The 18664-nt window shown below is 37.7% G+C and carries 14 protein-coding genes, 8 tRNA genes and 2 rRNA genes (1 of these 24 running past the window's edge); 4 read left to right on the top strand and 20 right to left on the bottom strand.

Features of this window, described 5'->3' with window-relative positions; genetic code table 11:
- Window positions 1-6: 6 nt before the first annotated feature.
- Complete coding sequence (locus CAR_RS01225) at window positions 7-1965, bottom strand: ABC transporter ATP-binding protein/permease (RefSeq protein WP_013709915.1); 1959 nt, start codon at window positions 1963-1965, stop codon at window positions 7-9.
- Window positions 1966-2228: 263 nt separating this feature from the next.
- On the opposite strand from CAR_RS01225, the gene CAR_RS01220 reads away from it, so the two are divergent.
- The gene (locus tag CAR_RS01220; RefSeq protein WP_013709914.1) at window positions 2229-3215 is read left to right on the top strand and encodes a biotin--[acetyl-CoA-carboxylase] ligase; all 987 of its coding nucleotides are present in this window, start codon (window positions 2229-2231) and stop codon (window positions 3213-3215) included.
- A 29-nt stretch (window positions 3216-3244) separates the two neighbouring features.
- Entirely contained in the window at window positions 3245-3775 is a 531-nt protein-coding gene (locus tag CAR_RS01215; RefSeq protein ID WP_041556057.1) for a biotin transporter BioY, read from the top strand.
- A 110-nt stretch (window positions 3776-3885) separates the two neighbouring features.
- Here the strand turns inward: CAR_RS01215 and CAR_RS01210 are convergent, their stop codons facing one another.
- The 5 genes from CAR_RS01210 to CAR_RS01190 form a co-directional block, all read right to left on the bottom strand.
- Window positions 3886-4095 (bottom strand): YwbE family protein, encoded by a 210-nt coding sequence (locus tag CAR_RS01210; protein ID WP_013709912.1) that lies wholly within the window; start codon window positions 4093-4095, stop codon window positions 3886-3888.
- A 93-nt stretch (window positions 4096-4188) separates the two neighbouring features.
- Window positions 4189-4749 (bottom strand): anaerobic ribonucleoside-triphosphate reductase activating protein, encoded by a 561-nt coding sequence (nrdG, locus tag CAR_RS01205; RefSeq protein WP_013709911.1) that lies wholly within the window; start codon window positions 4747-4749, stop codon window positions 4189-4191.
- On the bottom strand, window positions 4736-6952 hold the full coding sequence (gene nrdD, locus CAR_RS01200; protein ID WP_013709910.1) for an anaerobic ribonucleoside-triphosphate reductase: 2217 nt from the start codon (window positions 6950-6952) through the stop codon (window positions 4736-4738). The genes nrdG and nrdD overlap by 14 nt, the downstream gene beginning before the upstream one ends.
- Window positions 6953-7114: 162 nt before the next feature.
- Window positions 7115-7651, bottom strand: coding sequence for a methylated-DNA--[protein]-cysteine S-methyltransferase (locus CAR_RS01195; protein WP_013709909.1), 537 nt, complete (start codon window positions 7649-7651; stop codon window positions 7115-7117).
- A 17-nt stretch (window positions 7652-7668) separates the two neighbouring features.
- A complete protein-coding gene (locus tag CAR_RS01190; RefSeq protein ID WP_013709908.1) occupies window positions 7669-8637 on the bottom strand; it encodes a tocopherol cyclase family protein in 969 nt (322 codons plus the stop codon).
- Window positions 8638-8791: 154 nt separating this feature from the next.
- Here CAR_RS01190 and proC point away from each other — a divergent pair, with 154 nt between their 5' ends.
- Entirely contained in the window at window positions 8792-9604 is an 813-nt protein-coding gene (gene proC, locus CAR_RS01185) for a pyrroline-5-carboxylate reductase (RefSeq protein ID WP_013709907.1), read from the top strand.
- A 38-nt stretch (window positions 9605-9642) separates the two neighbouring features.
- Here the strand turns inward: proC and tadA are convergent, their stop codons facing one another.
- Window positions 9643-10167 carry a tRNA adenosine(34) deaminase TadA gene (gene tadA / locus CAR_RS01180; protein WP_013709906.1) on the bottom strand — a complete coding sequence of 175 codons (525 nt, stop codon included), beginning with the start codon at window positions 10165-10167 and terminating at the stop codon, window positions 9643-9645.
- A 124-nt stretch (window positions 10168-10291) separates the two neighbouring features.
- Here tadA and CAR_RS13365 point away from each other — a divergent pair, with 124 nt between their 5' ends.
- Entirely contained in the window at window positions 10292-11155 is an 864-nt protein-coding gene (locus CAR_RS13365; protein ID WP_013709905.1) for a helix-turn-helix domain-containing protein, read from the top strand.
- 64 nt (window positions 11156-11219) lie between these two features.
- On the opposite strand, the gene CAR_RS01170 is transcribed toward CAR_RS13365, so the two are convergent.
- The 13 genes from CAR_RS01170 to CAR_RS01110 all read right to left on the bottom strand — a co-directional run.
- Window positions 11220-11603 (bottom strand): hypothetical protein, encoded by a 384-nt coding sequence (locus CAR_RS01170; protein ID WP_013709904.1) that lies wholly within the window; start codon window positions 11601-11603, stop codon window positions 11220-11222.
- 126 nt (window positions 11604-11729) lie between these two features.
- Complete coding sequence (locus CAR_RS01165) at window positions 11730-14222, bottom strand: ATP-dependent Clp protease ATP-binding subunit (protein ID WP_013709903.1); 2493 nt, start codon at window positions 14220-14222, stop codon at window positions 11730-11732.
- A gap of 24 nt (window positions 14223-14246) precedes the next feature.
- Window positions 14247-14708: a CtsR family transcriptional regulator gene (locus tag CAR_RS01160; RefSeq protein WP_013709902.1), complete on the bottom strand. Its 462-nt coding sequence runs from the start codon at window positions 14706-14708 to the stop codon at window positions 14247-14249.
- A 376-nt stretch (window positions 14709-15084) separates the two neighbouring features.
- A tRNA-Pro gene (locus CAR_RS01155) sits at window positions 15085-15158 on the bottom strand.
- A 30-nt stretch (window positions 15159-15188) separates the two neighbouring features.
- Window positions 15189-15262, bottom strand: a tRNA-Arg gene (locus tag CAR_RS01150).
- Window positions 15263-15265: 3 nt separating this feature from the next.
- Window positions 15266-15354, bottom strand: a tRNA-Leu gene (locus tag CAR_RS01145).
- 50 nt (window positions 15355-15404) lie between these two features.
- A tRNA-Gly gene (locus CAR_RS01140) sits at window positions 15405-15476 on the bottom strand.
- A 7-nt stretch (window positions 15477-15483) separates the two neighbouring features.
- Window positions 15484-15556: transfer RNA gene (locus tag CAR_RS01135), tRNA-Thr, on the bottom strand.
- A 35-nt stretch (window positions 15557-15591) separates the two neighbouring features.
- A tRNA-Leu gene (locus tag CAR_RS01130) sits at window positions 15592-15676 on the bottom strand.
- Between the two features lie 41 nt (window positions 15677-15717).
- Window positions 15718-15790 (bottom strand) — tRNA-Lys (locus CAR_RS01125).
- A gap of 1 nt (window position 15791) precedes the next feature.
- A tRNA-Val gene (locus tag CAR_RS01120) sits at window positions 15792-15867 on the bottom strand.
- A 27-nt stretch (window positions 15868-15894) separates the two neighbouring features.
- A 5S ribosomal RNA gene (gene rrf / locus CAR_RS01115) occupies window positions 15895-16010 on the bottom strand.
- A gap of 90 nt (window positions 16011-16100) precedes the next feature.
- Window positions 16101-18664, bottom strand: a 23S ribosomal RNA gene (locus tag CAR_RS01110) (it continues 357 nt past the right edge of the window).

Here is an 18664-nt window from a genome sequence, read left to right as displayed (position 1 = left end):
TGTAAATTAGTCTCTTCTTAATGACTCTACCGGATCTAATTTTGCTGCTTTTGCTGCAGGCATTAAACCGGCTACCATACTGATGAAAATGCTTAGCACAATACCAGATAAAGCATACGTTGGTGTTAAATTAATAATAGCAACATCAAAGTAATTTATACTTATAGCATTAGCAGCTAATGATAACCCCCAAGCAATGCCAACTCCAAACAATCCGCTAAATAAACCAATTAAGAAAGATTCAGATACAAAAATACGGCGAATATCTTTTTTACGCCCTCCAATTGCTTTGATGACACCAATTTCTTTTGTACGTTCAACTACACTGATGTAAAGAACGGTTAAGATCATAATAGCTGATACAATTAACGAAATTCCAGCAACTCCTGCTAGTACATACGTAAAAATATCCAGCATTTGACTAAACGTATCTGCTAATGCTTCGGTTGTAGAGCCTTTGTAGTTTAACTCCTCAACTTCAGCCTTGATAGACTCTGTGTTATCCGCACTATCTGAAACAAGGTAAACGATATTAGGATTTAGTTCGCCACCAGCTTCTTCTACAAATAATTTTAAATCTTCATAGGTCAAATATACCGTGTCTAATCCCCCTTCAGAACCATAAATACCGCTGACAGTCATTGTTAGATCCAGTGGCTCTTCATTAACAATTGTTTCTATCTGAATATCCTGTCCTACAAGGTCTTCACCTAAAGTATCAGCCATATTTTGAGTGATCACAACTTCACCATCTTTAGGCAATGATCCTTCTATAATATCTGCACTAGTAATCATGGAAGAAACAGTTGTTACACTCATAAACTGAGCAGTATTTCCATCAAATGTTGCTTTGTTTGTTCCAATAGAAAAATTAGTAAAGCCTTCTTCAACAGCCTCTACATGATCAATTTCAGATAGTTCTTCAATATTTTCAGATTCAAATGATCCTGCGCTAGATAACCCTAACATAGGATTTTGATCTTGCATTTCATTTACATCTGTCTGATTTCCAGTTTCTTCATCTGGCATATGAACTTCACTAACTAATGGATTCACTTGGCTATTCATGGTATCTGTTAAATAGGCGTTTACTCCGTTACCTAGAGAAAGCATCAAAATAACACTCATAATTCCGATGCTTCCACCTAGTGCTATCAAAATATTACGAGATAACTTTTCTTTCATGTTTAGCAATGCTAATTTCATTGCTCCAAACAAACTCAAATTCTTATTACGGTTTGGTTTGCTTGTTTTGTATTTATTATCTGTAACCGTTAAGGTATCTTTTACTTGATCATTGATTACTCGTCCATCATCAATCGTCACAACTCGACTAGAATAAGCTGCTACTCTTTCAGAATGGGTTACCATAATGACAAGTTTCCCATTTTCGGCAATCTCTTTGATCATTTCTAAGACTTGCTCCGTTGTTTCTGAATCCAACGCTCCAGTTGGTTCATCTGCAATAATAATATCAGGATCATTCACTAACGCACGAGCAATGGCTACACGTTGCTTCTGTCCTCCAGATATTGCATCAGGTTTTTTGTGTAATTGATCTTGCAGACCTACCGCAGCTAATATTTCTTTAGCTCTTTTCTCACGTTCCGCCTTCGAAACATTCGACAGCGTCATAGCCAAGGTTACATTATCTAAAACTGATAAGTGCGAGATCAGATTAAAACTCTGAAATACAAACCCGACTTTTTCTTTATGGTACTGTACTAAATCTTTTTCAGAATAGTCGCGGATATTATCACCATCAACAACGATTTCACCTTGAAAATCAGAATCTAATCCACCAATTAAATTCATCAGTGTAGATTTCCCACTACCTGACTCTCCAATGATGGAAACCAATTCTCCTTTTTCAAAAGACAAATTAACATCTTTCAATGCTTGAAATGTTTCTCCACCATTAATTTTATATGATTTATTTACATGTTTTAATTTCATTACAGGCATCTTTATTCTCCTTTAATTTTTGTGTCACTTTATTTTTTGTAGAATGTTCTAATATTACTACTTCTATAACGATTAAACAAGCGTTATTCCTATGCTTTACTTCCCTAATCTTCAGCTAATAATATGATTTAATCACTCTATCAAATATTTCCCCCTATTAAACCTCCAGGATATTATATACTATCCAAACAATCGTTACCTTTAATTTTTATTTTGGTTGACAATAGATTTTTGACCTCTTATACTAAAAAAGAGGTGAACTTATGTCTACAAAATTACGCATTCTTTCTTTATTAGAACAACAAAAAGGAAACAGCATTTCTGGACAATCCTTAGCAGATAGCTTGGGTCTTTCAAGAACATCTATTTGGAAAGGCATCAAATCTTTGCAAGAAGAAGGATACATTATTGAAGCGGTCACAAATAAAGGCTACCGACTTTCTTTAAGTTCAGATATTATTTCTACTGATGCGATTAGATCCTATTTACAACCTAATTTACAACATTTTCCTATCTATCCATTTAAAACAATTGATTCTACAAATAGTGAAGCTCGAAAACTGGCCATGCTAGATTCTTCACACCAAGGACTTGTTGTATCTGAAGAACAAACTAACGGTCGAGGACGATTAGGTAAATCGTTTTATTCACCTAATCAAACTGGGGTGTACTTAAGTTTTTTTCTAAAACCTAATTTAAGTATGGCGGATGCTGCTCTAGTTACTACGGCTGCGGCTGTAGCTGTTTGCTTAGCTATTGAAAAAATAACCACTAAACAACCCCAAATTAAATGGGTAAACGATATTTATCTTAACGAAACAAAAATATGTGGGATTCTAACAGAAGCTGTCTCCGATTTTGAAAGTGGAAAAGTAGAAACATTGATTGTTGGTATAGGGGTAAATGTTAAAGAACCTTCCACTGGCTTCCCTGATGAGTTGACTACTATTGCAGGATCCCTTCTTTCTTCTGAAGAAACAGAATATTTTGACCGCAATCTTTTAGTGGCCGAAATTACGAATCATTTCTATGACATCTACCAAACCATTGAAGATCGTTCTTTTCTGGATGAATATAAAAAACGTTGTTTTGTAATTGGTAAAAAGATTACTTTTAAAGAACGCAAACAAGAATTTGAAGCTATTCCGATTGATATTGATTCTCAAGGAGGATTAGTAATCCAAATGTCTGATGGTCATCAACGGACATTGTCTTACGGAGAGATTGTTATGAAAAAACCGTTCCAGTAATTTATTGGTGCATCTAAAAGGAGACTCTTATGTCAAAATTAACTATACGAGAAGTAACTTTTTGCAGTCTTATGGCGGCATTAACTTATATTAGCAGCTTTATCAGCTTACCATTAGGGCCAGTCCCGTTTACATTGCAAACTCTATTTGTCTTGTTAACGGGTCTGATCTTACCAAAAAGAGCAGCTTTTGTAGCACAAGCATTGCATTTATTCTTAATCTTGATCTTTAAAGGATTCCAATCCTTTTTAAGCCCTAGTTTTGGATTTGTATTTGGTTTTATCATTGGAGCCTATGTGATGGCTTGGTTCTTAGAAAGCAGAGGATTTACAACAAAATCTGCTATATGGGCTCTCCTCATTGGTTCAAGTATTTTTTATTTGTTTGGATTACCTTATATGGCTCTTATTGTACGAGGTTATCTTCATTTGACAATGAGCACTAGCCTTATTTTAAAAACCGGATTTTTATTGTTTATTCCAGGAGATATCCTTAAAGCTATTTTTGCTTTTCTTATTGGTTCACGTTTGCAGACTTTTGTACGTCGACAGCCCAACTGATACTGAACAATAAAATTTTTTTAATTAATTATTACACGAACTAAAAAGGGTACCAAGATAATGTATTCACATTATCTTGGTACCCTTTTTCATTCTCTTTAATTGCTTAATTATTTAGCATCATCTGTTAAGACTTTTTGCACGCGACCAACTTGGTCTCCTTCTTTCAACATCACTTTAATGCCATGCGGATGCTGAGCACTATTTGTTAAAATGCGTTTCACATGTCCTCTAGTTAATTTATTCGTGCGTTGATCTTTTTTTAAAACAATATCGACTAATCCATCAATTTTAATGTTCGCTCTTGATTTTCCATCCATTGCTATCCGCTCCTTTAACTAGTTGTAGTGTAGCACATTCTCTGCATTTCATGCTACTTCTTCCCAAAAATAAAGGATCGATTGTTTCTATCTTCAAATAAACTGATTTTTCCATAAAATAACTTCATTCTGTTTCAATGATGTTTGTACATCAATAATGCGCTGATTTGAACTTCCTCTAAACTGTAAGCTCAAATCTTTTTTCGCCAATTCAAAACGCCCGTCTACCACAACATCTAGCAAGGAAAGCAGTTCTAACTTGTCGTCAGATTCTTGCATCAATTCTTGCCAAGTATATCCTGTCCATGACCAGATATCTTTTGTTTCACCATATTCAGAACGAATTCTTTTGGCCAGTGGGACAGCCACCTGAGTATTTAAAAATGGCTCTCCGCCTAAGAGCGTTAAACCTTGGACGTAAGGTTGCCGTAAGTCTTCTATAATGGTATCTTCCAGTTCTATTGTGTAATCAAACCCGTATGCGAAATTTTGAGCGATTTTATTGTAACATCCCTTGCATGCAAACAAACACCCACTCATATACAAACTGCATCTCACACCTTCTCCATCAACAAAATTAAACGGTTTATAATCTGCGATTCGGCTTTGGCTGTAGTCCTTAGCCAGCCACTCTTTTGGTTTAGGATTTCTCATCTTGTTTCTCTTCCTTATCATTTGGCATATGTTTGACTCGTGCTAAAATTTCTTTATGTCTTCCATGAACCATTGGTCTGGCTTGAGGATTACCTAGGTAGCCACAGGTTCTTTTTACAACGTCACATGTTTCTGGATTCGTGTTGCCGCATTCTGGGCATTTAAATCCTCGTTCTGTTGGATCAAAATCGCCATCAAAGCCGCAATCATAACAATGATCAATAGGAGTGTTGGTTCCTAGGTATCCAATACGGTCATATGCGTAATCCCACACAGCTTCCAATGCTTTTGGATTCTGTTGCATATTTGGATACTCACAGTAGTGAATGAACCCTCCAGAAGTGTATTCCGGATAATCTTTTTCAAATTCTATTTTTTCGAATGGTGTCGGTTTTTTACGAACATCATAATGAAAACTATTCGTATAATACTCTTTATCTGTAATATCATCTATTACACCAAACTTTTTCGTATCTAAACGACAAAAGCGATCGGTTAAACTTTCACTTGGAGTTGAATACACACTAAAATGGTAACCCTGTTCTTCTCCCCACATATCTGCATTTTGTTTCATTTTTTTGAGGATTGTTAAAGTAAATGTTTTAGCTTCTTCATTCTTCTCCCAATCGGGCCCAAAAAATACCGTTGCTGTTTCATATAGTCCAATATACCCTAAAGATACCGTAGCACGTTTGTCTTTAAACAAATCATCAACATGATCTTCTTTTTTGAGTCGCTTCCCAAAAGCTCCATGCTGATATAGAATGGGTGCATTTTCAGGTGTGGCTTCTTTTGTCCGTTGAACACGATAAACTAGTGCATCACGACAAACCATTAGTCGTTCATTCAATATTTCCCAAAACAACTCCATACTTCCATTAGACTCCAAGGCTATACGCGGTAAATTCATGGTGACCACGCCTAAATTCATTCTCCCAGAGTTCACTTCATTTCCTTCTGTATCTGTCCACCCTTGCAAAAAAGAGCGACAGCCCATTGGAGCTTTAAAACTACCTGTTAAAGCGACAATTTTATCGTACATCAAAACATCAGGATACATTCTTTTCGTTGAACAAGTTAAAGCTAATTTTTTCAAATCGTAATTTTTATCTTCTGGATTTAAATTGATTCCTCGTTGAAGCGAAAATACAAGTTTTGGGAAAATAGCGGTTCTTTTTTCTTTACCCAAACCATTAATGCGCACAAGTAAGATGGAACGTTGAATTTCTCTTTCAAACCAATCAGTTCCCAGGCCAAATCCTAATGTTGTAAAAGGTGTTTGTCCTTGAGATGAATAAAGTGTATTGATTTCATATTCTAAGCTTTGCATTGCATCATAAATATCTTTTTTTGTTTTGTCTTTTGCGTATTGCTGCTGCTTTTCTTCACCTATAATCCATTCTTTAGCTGTTTCTAAATGTTTTTGATAATTTAAACGGCTGTATGGAGCCAATACTTCATCGATTCGGTCTGCACTACATCCGCCATATTGACTAGAGGCTACATTGGCAATAATTTGAGCCATTTGAGCTGCAGCTGTTTGGATAGAACGAGGACTTTCTACTTCTGCATTTCCGATTTTAAACCCTTCATTAAACATACTTTTAAAATCAATCAAACAACAATTTGTCATTGGAGAATAGGGTTGATAATCTAAGTCATGATAATGAATATCTCCTTTTTGATGGGCATTAGCTACATGTTTTGGCAAGAGTTTAAGGCCAATAGATTTAGCAACTACCCCCGCAGTAAGATCTCTTTGCGTATTAAAGATATTGCTGTCTTTATTCGCATTTTCATTAACTAGAGTTTGTTCTTTACGCAATAGATGGTGAATAGCATAATTGATATCCGTTGATTGGCTTCTTTCCAAATCACGACGAGACCGATAAAGTAGATAGGCTTCTGCTAAATCATGTTCGTGAGCATCTAATAAAGTATGTTCTACGATACTTTGAATTTCATAAATCTTGATATCTGCTGAAAATCGTTTTGCAATTTCCTCTTTTACTTTTGTGACAATCCCTTTTAATTCTTTCACTGTTTCTTTATCGGTCTCTTTTTCTAATGACTGGTGTGCTTTCAATAAAGCAGAAAAGATTTTTTCTTCCTTAAATTCAACTTCACGGCCATCTCTTTTCAATACTTTAAGCAAATGTTTGTTTGATATTTCACAAATACTCACGTCTTTTTCATATGCCATACGTTTACACCCTCTTATTTTCATTAAATACTATATATAGTTTTTTCAAACAACATAATTCTATATCTAGTATATACGGAACTTGCGATTTCGTCTACGCTTTTCATGAATCATAAAAAAAAGAATCATACATTGAAAAATGTATGATTCCCATGTTTTAGATTAGTTCATAGTGGCCCTGCTTAAAGCAGTCTTTTCTAGCATCAATAATTTTGCTTTCATCTCTAATGTTCCTCGATACCCAGATATTTTTCCATTTTTATGAATCACTCGATGGCAAGGAACGACAATCAACAACGGATTTCTTCCTACTGCTGTTCCAACAGCTCGATAAGAACCCGGCTGTCCAATTTGAGTGGCAATCTCTCCATATGATTTTGTTTCGCCATACGGGATGCCTTTTAAAGCTTCCCATACTTTCTGTTGAAAAAAAGTTCCATTGACATCTATTGGAAATGTAAACGTCGTTCTAGACCCCGTAAAATATTCCAAGAGCTGATGATGATACATCTCTAGTCTTATCTCATCTTCAATTAAAATGGATTTTGGGAACAGTCTTGCGATTCCTAATTCAAGTTCACTCAAAGGTTCGTTTAAAGATCCTACAAAACAAAGTCCATTTTCAGTTGCGGCTAGGGAAAGCGTTCCTAGTTCATAGTCAAAAAAACTGTAAAAAATCTTCTTTTGATCGCTTGTCATTTTTCCATCCCTTTCGTTTAAGGTTCTACTATTTCTATACCAGCTAGTTTACTAAAATCTTGATATACACTCTGACTTTTTTTATCTTTCAGAAAAATTTCAACTTCGCCAGATAAGCCTTCTTTTATCACTTTGGTCATAATGCCATCTTTTGGAGCAATCAATTCACCAGCAGTTGTAATGGTGCCTTTTATAGTCAGTTCAGCGTCTTTATTCTCAAGAAAAATAGTTACTGTATCACTCTTTTGATTCTCTATTGTAATTTTACTGTTATTGTATGTTGCAAATCGGTACTCCTTATCATCTACTACTAGAGCACAGATAAATCCTTTAAAGGTTGTCACATGAAAGGGAATATGTGCTACTGAAAAAAAGATACTAGTACTTGGATTTTTAAAATGATTTGACTGTATCCATGTGTATTCCTTTGGAAAAGAAGTACCCCAGTCTTTTTCAATGTAGCCTTTTCCCATTGTAAAATCAATTTTTTGATTATTTATATTCAAGAAGCCTTTTAAAGTATGATTCATGCTAATCACACCATGGTAACACTCCATTTTTGGAATATACGCAAACCCGCCCATAATAGAAGGGGAAAACACGGTCTTTTTTATTTCTTGAAAAGCATTTAAAATTAATTTCCCTTGAATAGTTAGCTGTTCATCCCTGAGTTGAATCGAAATAAACGATTCTGTGAATACATTATCTCCAATTTGAACTAAAAATGGTTTATGTTGATAACTAAATTCATCTAACCGGTACCGGATATACCCTGTTTTTGTAACCTGCTCATTTTGTTCATTTAACGCTACATAGATATACTGGATAAAACTATGCTCATCGCCTTTAAATAAACTCACTCCTGGAATAAAACTGATACTGGTTTTTTCGTCTATTGAAACTTGTTTATAGTACCAGCCCTCAAAATAGTTCTTTTTGGTTAACGTTCCTTGAAAAAGAATTGGATTCCGTATCTTGTCAAACATCAGCTAACCCCCTACTTCTGCTTATATACCTGTATACTATCATACTACTAAAAGCTTATACACTTCTACCTAGCTATTGTAAGGGATAAATAAAACTATTTCTCTATCTATGGTAAAATAAATAAAGAAAATGAAAATGTAGGAGTGTTGACTTATGAAAGTAGGATTCATTGGTATTGGAAATATGGCTGGTGCCATTATTAAAGGAATGATACAAAATGGACATACCTCGAATCAAGATATTTATGTACACAATACAACTCCAGAAAAACTGGCACAGTTTACTGGAGAAACCGGAACTCAAGCTTGTTCATCGAATAAAGAATTAGTATCCAAAGTTGACGTATTAGTACTTGCAGCTAAACCAAATGTTTTTCCAACTATTTTAGCAGATATAGAAGAAGAAATTGCTGTTCATCAACCAGTAGTGGTTTCTATTGCTGCTGGAACAACACTTCAAAAGCTATCCGAACTATTGAGTGAAGGCAATCAAACACCTATCATACGAGCAATGCCAAATCTAAACTCACAAGTTGGAGAAGGGATGACCGCCCTTTGCGGAAATGACTATACTACTCCGGAACAGTTATCATTCGTTTTAAATATGTTTAAAGCAATTGGCGAAACGATTGCATTACCTGAAAAAGACTTTAGTACCTTCACAGCGATTGCTGGGAGTTCACCTGCATTTGTCTTTTTGTTTATCGATTCATTAGCACGGGCCGCTGTGAAAAACGGGATGCCAAAAGACGTAGCAACCAAAATTGCTGCTCAAGCTGTTCTCGGAAGTGGAAAATTAGTACTAGACAGTAAAGAAACACCATGGAATTTGATTGACCAAGTCTCTTCTCCCGGTGGAACAACCGTCGAAGGGATTCTAACCTTAGAAGATACCGGGTTTATATCTTCTATCACTAAAGCGACTCAAGCTGTAATTACAAAAGATCAAGATATGATGCAGCAATAATGTAACTAATTTAACAAAAAATAGACGGCAACCTTGTATTATACTTGGTTGTCGTCTTGTTTGAGTTGTTTAGCTTTTCTTTGTAACTTTTCTTCTTTTTTACGCTTTCTTAATTCTCGGAAAAAGGTGCTTAGCAATTCGCCACATTCTTGTTCTAAAAGACTTGATTCAATTTGAACTTGATGATTAAACCGTTCATCAGTCAATAAATTCATCAATGTGCCTGCTGTCCCGCCTTTAGGATCACTAGCTCCATAATAAAGCTCTTTTACACGAGACAAAATCATCGCGCCACTACACATAGGACAAGGTTCCAATGTCACAAATAACTGAGCTTCTTCTAATCGCCAATTCCCTAAATACCGGTTGGCTTCTTGAATAGCTAACATTTCAGCATGTGTCGTTGCATCATTCGATTCTTCTCTTCTATTGTGTCCACGACCAATAATTTTTCCATTTAATACAACGATTGCACCAATGGGAACTTCTAATTTTTCTTCGGCTTTATGAGCTTCCTTAATCGCTTCTTGCATAAAATACGTTTTATCTTCTGTTGTTAACATCTTCCCATTCCTTCACCTGTTCTTTTTCTTTATCATAGCATAATTTATCTACAAACTTATAAAAAAATGATAGAATAGCATTATAGACTATAATGTAATGGTTTTCATTTAAAGGAGTGCTTTTATGAATTTTAATCAGTTTAAATCTATTTACCCATCTGCTTTTTTAACCGATGACACAAAAAATGATCAGAATTATTTAACGTTTCCTTACAACAACAAATGGATCCACTTTGATAAAAAACAATTGACCTCTTCAGAAATAAAATTACTTTATCTTGTATTTAACAAAACTGCTTCTACTCAAAACACAGGTAATCCGCAATCAAAATGGTCTGACTTTTTATTAGAGGGTCAGCCACACTTGCCTGTTGAAACTGGAGTTTATCGAATTATTCAATTTGATATTAATAAAAAAGATACACAATTTGATAAGAAACTATGGCTAAGTTCTTTTAAAAGTTTCTTTAAAGATGTACAAGAGGCTTTCTTTATCAATGACCACTATGGGCTATTGATCCACCGTTATTCAGATTATTCGATCACCCAAGACGAAACAATTGGAATCTTACAAACCTTAGACGATGATTTTTCTACTAAAACTAGTGGCTATATCGGTCAACATTGGTCCATTTCTCTAGAATTCAAACGTTTTTTTAAAGAAGAACAAGCTATCTTTTTTAATCAGCTGAAAGGAAATAAACAAGTCTTTTCATTACCTGATGTCGCACTTAGTTATTATGCTTCAGATGCTCTCTCAAAAAGTCCCATTATCCAGCACTTAAAAAAAGACTTGGCTTCACATCCCGAAACTAAAGAATTGATTACAGCAATATGGTTAAATCAAGGAAATATCAGTTTGGCCGCAAAATATCTTTTTATCCATCGAAACACTTTGCAGTATCGGCTAGATCGCTTCTATGAAGAATCAGGTCTTTCATTAAAAAATAGAAATGATTTACTTCTTTGTTACTTATTAACAATCTAAAAAAATACTCTTGCGTTAAGTAATAACTTAACGCAAGAGTATTTTTTCATGAATGACAACTACTTTATTTTTTTAATTTATGTTTTAAATCTTTTTTATGATGTTTAAGTTCATGTTTCAAATCATGTTTTTTTTCCATGAAAGCATCTCTAAAATCACTTGTTGTATCTTTGAAATGGTCTCCATAAGAGCTTACACTACCTCTTAAATCTGAAACTTTGTCTACGACACTCAATAAGTTCGCTACTTCCACATCTGATAAGTCATCTACAACAGTCATTGCTTTTTCGTTTCCTTTTAATTTTTCTTTTACAAAGTATCTTGCTCTTTTACGATTGATTTTAGACTCGATTTTTTCCATTGCCATGTTTGAAGACGAAACAACAATTGCTCCCATCGCAAATACTGTTCCAACTCCTATTAATAAAGCTTTAGTTGAATTTTTCATGAATAGCCACTTTCCTTTCGTCGTTTCTTTATTTTATAATAGCAGAAAGAAAATCAAAACACGAATAAAAACATCTACTATCTTTAAAAGATAGTAGATGTTTTATTTTTCCTGTTAACAATCGAATTATACATTCTCACTTGTAGCTAACGATTTTTCATTTACCTTTTTAAGATCTTTTACTGTAATCCGAATAGTTCCTTTTGAAGCACCAATGGTGATCTGATCACCGATTTTAACTCGGCCACTCAATAACTCTTCACTCAATCGATCTTCCACTTCTTTCTGAAGTGCACGACGAATTGGGCGTGCTCCATATTCAGGATCATAACCAGCTTTAGCAATCACATCTATAGCCGCTTGAGTGATTTTAACTTCAATATCCATATCTTTTAATCGTTTAATAATGGTGTGTGCCATTAATTTAACGATTTGAGTTAACTCTTCTTTTTCCAGAGAATGGAAAACAATCGAATCATCAATCCTATTGATAAACTCAGGTTTGAACGTTTTCTTCAATTCTTCCATGATTCGTTTTTCCATTGCTGAATGATCTTTTTTATTGTTTGCTGTACCAAATCCAACAGCTTTTTCATCTCTTAATGCTGTTGCGCCTAAGTTAGATGTCATAATCATTACTGTGTTTTTGAAATCAACTTTTCGTCCTTTAGCATCTGTTAAATGACCATCATCCAAGACCTGTAATAAAATATTAAATACATCTGGATGAGCTTTTTCGACTTCATCAAATAGAATAACTGAATAGGGTTTTTGACGAATTTTTTCAGTTAATTGACCACCTTCATCATAACCAACATATCCGGGAGGTGAACCAATTAAACGACTTGTACTATATTTTTCCATAAACTCAGACATATCTACTCGAACTAGAGCTTCTTCATTACCAAACATAGCTTCCGCAAGTGCCTTAGCTAATTCTGTTTTACCTACACCAGTAGGCCCCAAGAACATAAATGACCCGATAGGACGGTTTGGATCTTTCAATCCACTTCTAGATCGTCTAATCGCCCTAGAGACTGAACCCACAGCTTTCTCTTGTCCAATTACACGTTTATGCAATACTTTTTCTAAATTCATTAAACGGTCTGATTCTTTTTGTTCCATTTGTTGAATTGGAATACCTGTCCATAAAGCAACAACTTCCGCAATATCTCTTTCCGTTACTTGTAAGGAATTTGAAGCAGCTTTTCCTTCTTGTTTTTGAATTAAACTTTCGATCTTTTTGCGTTGCTTCATTTCTTTTGAACGAATTTTCGCTGCTTTTTCAAAATCTTGCAATTGAATAGCTTCTTCTTTTTCTTGTATTAAACCTTCTAAATCTGTAACCGCAGCTGCAACTGGCGAAGGTTTACTCGAAACATCTAATCTTACTTTAGAAGCTGATTCATCTATCAAATCAATGGCTTTATCTGGTAACTGTCTTGACATAATATAACGTGATGAGTACTTAACCGCAGCATGTACTGCCTCATCTGTAATTTCAACACCATGATGCTCTTCATAACGAGAACGTAATCCTAACAATATCTCTTCAGCTTCTTCTTCTGAAGGAGCATCCACATGAATGGGTGCAAATCGTCTTTCTAAAGCTGCATCCTTTTCAATATACTTTTGGTATTCATCTAAAGTTGTTGCTCCAATCGTTTGCAACTCGCCACGCGCTAATGCAGGCTTCAAAATATTCGATGCATCAATTGCACCTTCTGCTCCACCAGCACCAATTAAAGTATGCAATTCATCTATAAATAAAACCACTTCGCCATCTTGATAAATCTCATCAATCACTTTTTTCATTCGTTCTTCAAACTCACCACGATATTTTGTACCAGCTACCAATGAACCCATATCTAGCATCATTAATCGTTTATTGGCTAATGCAGCTGGAACTTCTCCATCAATAATTTTTTGTGCTAAACCTTCTGCAATGGCTGTTTTACCGACACCAGGTTCCCCAACCAAAACAGGGTTATTTTTTGTTCGGCGACTTAAAACTTGAATAATACGTTGGATTTCTTTGTGACGACCAACAACTGGATCTAGCTTTCCTTCTCTTGCGACAGCTGTTAGATCACGAGCTAGTGAGTCCAAAGTAGGTGTACCGGCAACTTGTTTAGCAGCTGGCTTAGCTTTTCTTCCTTTACCATTCGTTACATCGCTCAAACCGATTTTTTTCAATACGATTTGACGAGCTTTATTTAAATTAATGTCTAAGTTGTTTAAAATTTTAGAAGATAAAATATCTTCTTCACGCAATAATCCTAGCAATAAATGTTCTGTACCAACAAGCGCTGATCCCATGCGTCTTGCTTCATCTGTTGCAAACGTAATGGCTTGTTTGGCTCTTGGTGAATAAGGAAGAATCGCATTTTTAGAAAGGTACTTCATTGTTCCATAACCCGTAAAGTGTTCAATTTCTTCACGAATATCCATTTCAGTAACAGAAAATTGTCTTAACGTTTTTCCTGCAATACCATCTTGTTCCATAATTAACCCTAAAAGAATGTGCTCAGTTCCTACAGAATGATGACGAAATCCTTTTGCTTCTTCTTGCGCCATGATCAAAACCATTCTTGCTTTTTCAGAAAATAATTCATCCATTCATTTCGCCTCCGTTTTTATACTTTACTCATATTTTAAATTGTTTAAAAAAGCTATTAGTAATTTAGCTCTTAATTCATTTTCATCTGCTCCGCTAGAATTTAGGAGTGACTTTTCCATTACTGCTAACATGATGTTTGCCTCTCGTTTAGTCAACATCTCAGATTCAAATAATCTCTCTATAATAGAATAAGCATTCTTTTGAGAAATCTTTTTCCCAATAATATCAATCATCATATCCAGCATTTCAGCTTCAGCTAACAACTTCACTTTAATGATTCGTATATACCCGCCACCACCACGTTTACTTTCAACCAAATAGCCTTGTTGTACAGTAAAGCGAGTATTTATCACATAATTTATTTGAGAAGGAACACAATTAAATCGATCTGCCATTTCACTACGCCTAATTTCGACTTGTTCATCTTGACCTAAAACTTTTTTTAAATAAGCTTCAATGATATCCGACATGTTTTGATTGTGCATGGGGTACTTGTTACTAAAACATTTTAATGTATGGTAAAGATTTTATCTCTAATTGCTCTACATTGCAATGGTGTTTTTTTAGTAACACTCCTTTTCTTTTAGTCCTAACACTAGACGTATTATTTAGCTTACCTTTAAAATTGCTAAAAGCAAATTAAATTAATAGTGGAGGATGCCTCCAGTTAACCCCTGGAGCATTCTTGACTAATACTGACTTTCATTATACGAGAAATAAGAAGATTTGAAAAGCATCTCTACTCACTTTCTTCTAATTCAGCTTGTAAATTCCCTTTATGTGCAATCATGCTCACCTGGCTAATAAACAAAAAAAGATAATTCCTCTAAAACAAGAGAAATTATCTTTTTAAATTATTTATCGGGAAGACAGGATTCGAACCTGCGACCCCTTGGTCCCAAACCAAGTGCTCTACCAAGCTGAGCTACTTCCCGTTACTGAGTTATTCTCTTTTTCAAAAGAAATGCACCCAAGAGGACTTGAACCTCTAACCCCTTGATTCGTAGTCAAGTACTCTATCCAATTGAGCTATGGGTGCAAATGGTGCCGAGGGCCGGAATCGAACCGGCACGGTGATCACTCACCGCAGGATTTTAAGTCCTGTGCGTCTACCTGTTCCGCCACCCCGGCATTAGAACAGCTGTTTATTCTTGCGAATGACCTCACTAGTTGAACTAGTAAGCGAAAGACGGGATTCGAACCCGCGACCCCCACCTTGGCAAGGTGATGTTCTACCACTGAACTACTTTCGCAAAAAAATGCCGGCTAAAGGAGTTGAACCCTCGACCCTCTGATTACAAATCAGATGCTCTACCAACTGAGCTAAGCCGGCTAAAGTGGTACTTCACTAATCATTCAACTAAAAAATGGTGCGGGTGAAGGGACTTGAACCCCCACGTCTCGCGACGCTAGATCCTAAATCTAGTGCGTCTGCCAATTCCGCCACACCCGCAATAAGTCTGGCATAACTAACCCTGTTTGAATGATTAGTTATGAGTCATGCAGGATTCGAACCTGCGACCCTCTGATTAAAAGTCAGATGCTCTACCAACTGAGCTAATGACTCATGGTGGAGGTTGACGGGATCGAACCGCCGACCCTCTGCTTGTAAGGCAGATGCTCTCCCAGCTGAGCTAAACCTCCATGGGATAAAAAAAAATAATTGAATTTGCGTGGCAACGTCCTACTCTCACAAAGGGAAACCCTTCACTACCATCGGCGCTAAGAAGCTTAACTTCTGTGTTCGGCATGGGAACAGGTGTGACCTTCTTGCCATCATCACCACACAATTTCAATCAAAAGTCCGTTGGACTCTCAAAACTGGATAAAGTTTAAAGTGTAATTCGTTTGCTTACCTTTGTACACCGGGTATTGCTTTGGTTAAGTCCTCGACCGATTAGTATTGGTCCGCTCCGTATATCGCTATACTTCCACTTCCAACCTATCTACCTGATCATCTCTCAGGGGTCTTACTCACTTACGTGATGGGAAATCTCATCTTGAGGGGGGCTTCACGCTTAGATGCTTTCAGCGTTTATCCCGTCCACACATAGCTACCCAGCAATGCCCTTGGCAGAACAACTGGTACACCAGAGGTGTGTCCATCCCGGTCCTCTCGTACTAAGGACAGCTCCTCTCAAATTTCCTACGCCCGCGACGGATAGGGACCGAACTGTCTCACGACGTTCTGAACCCAGCTCGCGTACCGCTTTAATGGGCGAACAGCCCAACCCTTGGGACCGACTACAGCCCCAGGATGCGATGAGCCGACATCGAGGTGCCAAACCTCCCCGTCGATGTGGACTCTTGGGGGAGATAAGCCTGTTATCCCCAGGGTAGCTTTTATCCGTTGAGCGATGGCCCTTCCATGCGGAACCACCGGATCACTAAGCCCGACTTTCGTCCCTGCTCGACTTGTAGGTCTCGCAGTCAAGCTCCCTTATGCCTTTACACTCTGCGAATGATTTCCAACCATTCTGAGGGAACCTTTGGGCGCCTCCGTTACTCTTTAGGAGGCGACCGCCCCAGTCAAACTGCCCGTCAGACACTGTCTCCCAGCCCGATAAGGGCTGTGGGTTAGAGTGGTCATACAGCAAGGGTAGTATCCCACCAACGCCTCCACCAAGACTGGCGTCCTGGCTTCAATGGCTCCTACCTATCCTGTACAAGCTGTACAAACACTCAATATCAAACTGCAGTAAAGCTCCATGGGGTCTTTCCGTCCTGTCGCGGGTAACCTGCATCTTCACAGGTACTATAATTTCACCGAGTCTCTCGTTGAGACAGTGCCCAGATCGTTACGCCTTTCGTGCGGGTCGGAACTTACCCGACAAGGAATTTCGCTACCTTAGGACCGTTATAGTTACGGCCGCCGTTTACTGGGGCTTCAATTCTGAGCTTCGCCCGAGAGCTAACCCATCCTCTTAACCTTCCAGCACCGGGCAGGCGTCAGCCCCTATACGTCATCTTACGATTTTGCAGAGACCTGTGTTTTTGATAAACAGTCGCCTGGGCCTATTCACTGCGGCTGACCAATTGGTCAGCACCCCTTCTCCCGAAGTTACGGGGTCATTTTGCCGAGTTCCTTAACGAGAGTTCTCTCGCACACCTTAGGATTCTCTCCTCGACTACCTGTGTCGGTTTGCGGTACGGGCAGTTTGTTTCTAACTAGAAGCTTTTCTTGACAGTGTGACATCGGGAACTTCGGTACTTAATTTCCCTCCCCATCACAACTTGTTCTTATAGAAGCAAGCATTTGACTCACTTCAAAACTTGTTGCTTGGACGCGCATATCCAACAGCGCGTATTCCTTAGCCTACTGTGTCCCTCCATTGTTCAAACAAAACAAACTGGTACAGGAATCTCAACCTGTTGTCCATCGTCTACGCCATTCGGCCTCGACTTAGGTCCCGACTAACCCTGGGAGGACGAGCCTTCCCCAGGAAACCTTAGTCATTCGGTGGACGGGATTCTCACCCGTCTTTCGCTACTCATACCGGCATTCTCACTTCTAAGCGCTCCACTAGTCCTCACGATCTAGCTTCAACGCCCTTAGAACGCTCTCCTACCATAGAACCAATGGTTCTATCCACAGCTTCGGTGTTATGTTTAGCCCCGGTAAATTTTCGGCGCAGGGTCACTCGACTAGTGAGCTATTACGCACTCTTTAAATGATGGCTGCTTCTGAGCCAACATCCTAGTTGTCTAAGCAACTCCACATCCTTTTCCACTTAACATAAACTTTGGGACCTTAGCTGGTGGTCTGGGCTGTTTCCCTTTCGACTACGGATCTTATCACTCGCAGTCTGACTCCCGGATATAAATCAATGGCATTCGGAGTTTATCTGAATTCGGTAACCCGAGAAGGGCCCCTAGTCCAAACAGTTGCTCTACCTCCATGATTCTAATTCCGAGGCTAGCCCTAAAGCTATTTCGGAGAGAACCAGCTATCTCCAAGTTCGATTGGAATTTCTCCGCTACCCACACCTCATCCCCGCATTTTTCAACATACGTGGGTTCGGTCCTCCAGTGCGTATTACCGCACCTTCAACCTGGACATGGGTAGATCACTTGGTTTCGGGTCTACGACCACATACTCATTCGCCCTATTCAGACTCGCTTTCGCTGCGGCTCCGTCTCATCAACTTAACCTCGCATGGGATCGTAACTCGCCGGTTCATTCTACAAAAGGCACGCTATCACCCATTAACGGGCTTTAACTATTTGTAGGCACACGGTTTCAGGGGCTATTTCACTCCTCTTCCGAGGTTCTTTTCACCTTTCCCTCACGGTACTGGTTCACTATCGGTCACTAGGGAGTATTTAGCCTTGGGAGATGGTCCTCCCGGATTCCGACGGAATTTCTCGTGTTCCGCCGTACTCAGGATACTGATCAGAGTGAAATTGGTTTCGATTACAGGGCTTTTACCTTCTTCGGCAG

The organism is Carnobacterium sp. 17-4, from assembly GCF_000195575.1.
Lineage (GTDB): Bacteria > Bacillota > Bacilli > Lactobacillales > Carnobacteriaceae > Carnobacterium_B.
The sequence above is the reverse complement of the archived record's forward strand: the minus strand, read 5'-3'. Positions and strand labels throughout refer to the sequence as shown.

Coding starts and splice junctions, on each gene's coding strand:
- proC (WP_013709907.1), top strand. CDS start 8,792: ATGAAAGTAGGATTCATTGGTATTGGAAATATGGCTGGTGCCATTATT.
- CAR_RS01215 (WP_041556057.1), top strand. CDS start 3,245: ATGTCAAAATTAACTATACGAGAAGTAACTTTTTGCAGTCTTATGGCG.
- CAR_RS01160 (WP_013709902.1), bottom strand. CDS start 14,708: ATGCACAATCAAAACATGTCGGATATCATTGAAGCTTATTTAAAAAAA.
- tadA (WP_013709906.1), bottom strand. CDS start 10,167: ATGTTAACAACAGAAGATAAAACGTATTTTATGCAAGAAGCGATTAAG.
- nrdD (WP_013709910.1), bottom strand. CDS start 6,952: ATGGCATATGAAAAAGACGTGAGTATTTGTGAAATATCAAACAAACAT.
- CAR_RS01190 (WP_013709908.1), bottom strand. CDS start 8,637: ATGTTTGACAAGATACGGAATCCAATTCTTTTTCAAGGAACGTTAACC.
- CAR_RS01225 (WP_013709915.1), bottom strand. CDS start 1,965: ATGCCTGTAATGAAATTAAAACATGTAAATAAATCATATAAAATTAAT.
- CAR_RS01220 (WP_013709914.1), top strand. CDS start 2,229: ATGTCTACAAAATTACGCATTCTTTCTTTATTAGAACAACAAAAAGGA.
- CAR_RS01210 (WP_013709912.1), bottom strand. CDS start 4,095: ATGGATGGAAAATCAAGAGCGAACATTAAAATTGATGGATTAGTCGAT.
- CAR_RS13365 (WP_013709905.1), top strand. CDS start 10,292: ATGAATTTTAATCAGTTTAAATCTATTTACCCATCTGCTTTTTTAACC.
- CAR_RS01170 (WP_013709904.1), bottom strand. CDS start 11,603: ATGAAAAATTCAACTAAAGCTTTATTAATAGGAGTTGGAACAGTATTT.
- CAR_RS01195 (WP_013709909.1), bottom strand. CDS start 7,651: ATGACAAGCGATCAAAAGAAGATTTTTTACAGTTTTTTTGACTATGAA.
- nrdG (WP_013709911.1), bottom strand. CDS start 4,749: ATGAGAAATCCTAAACCAAAAGAGTGGCTGGCTAAGGACTACAGCCAA.
- CAR_RS01165 (WP_013709903.1), bottom strand. CDS start 14,222: ATGGATGAATTATTTTCTGAAAAAGCAAGAATGGTTTTGATCATGGCG.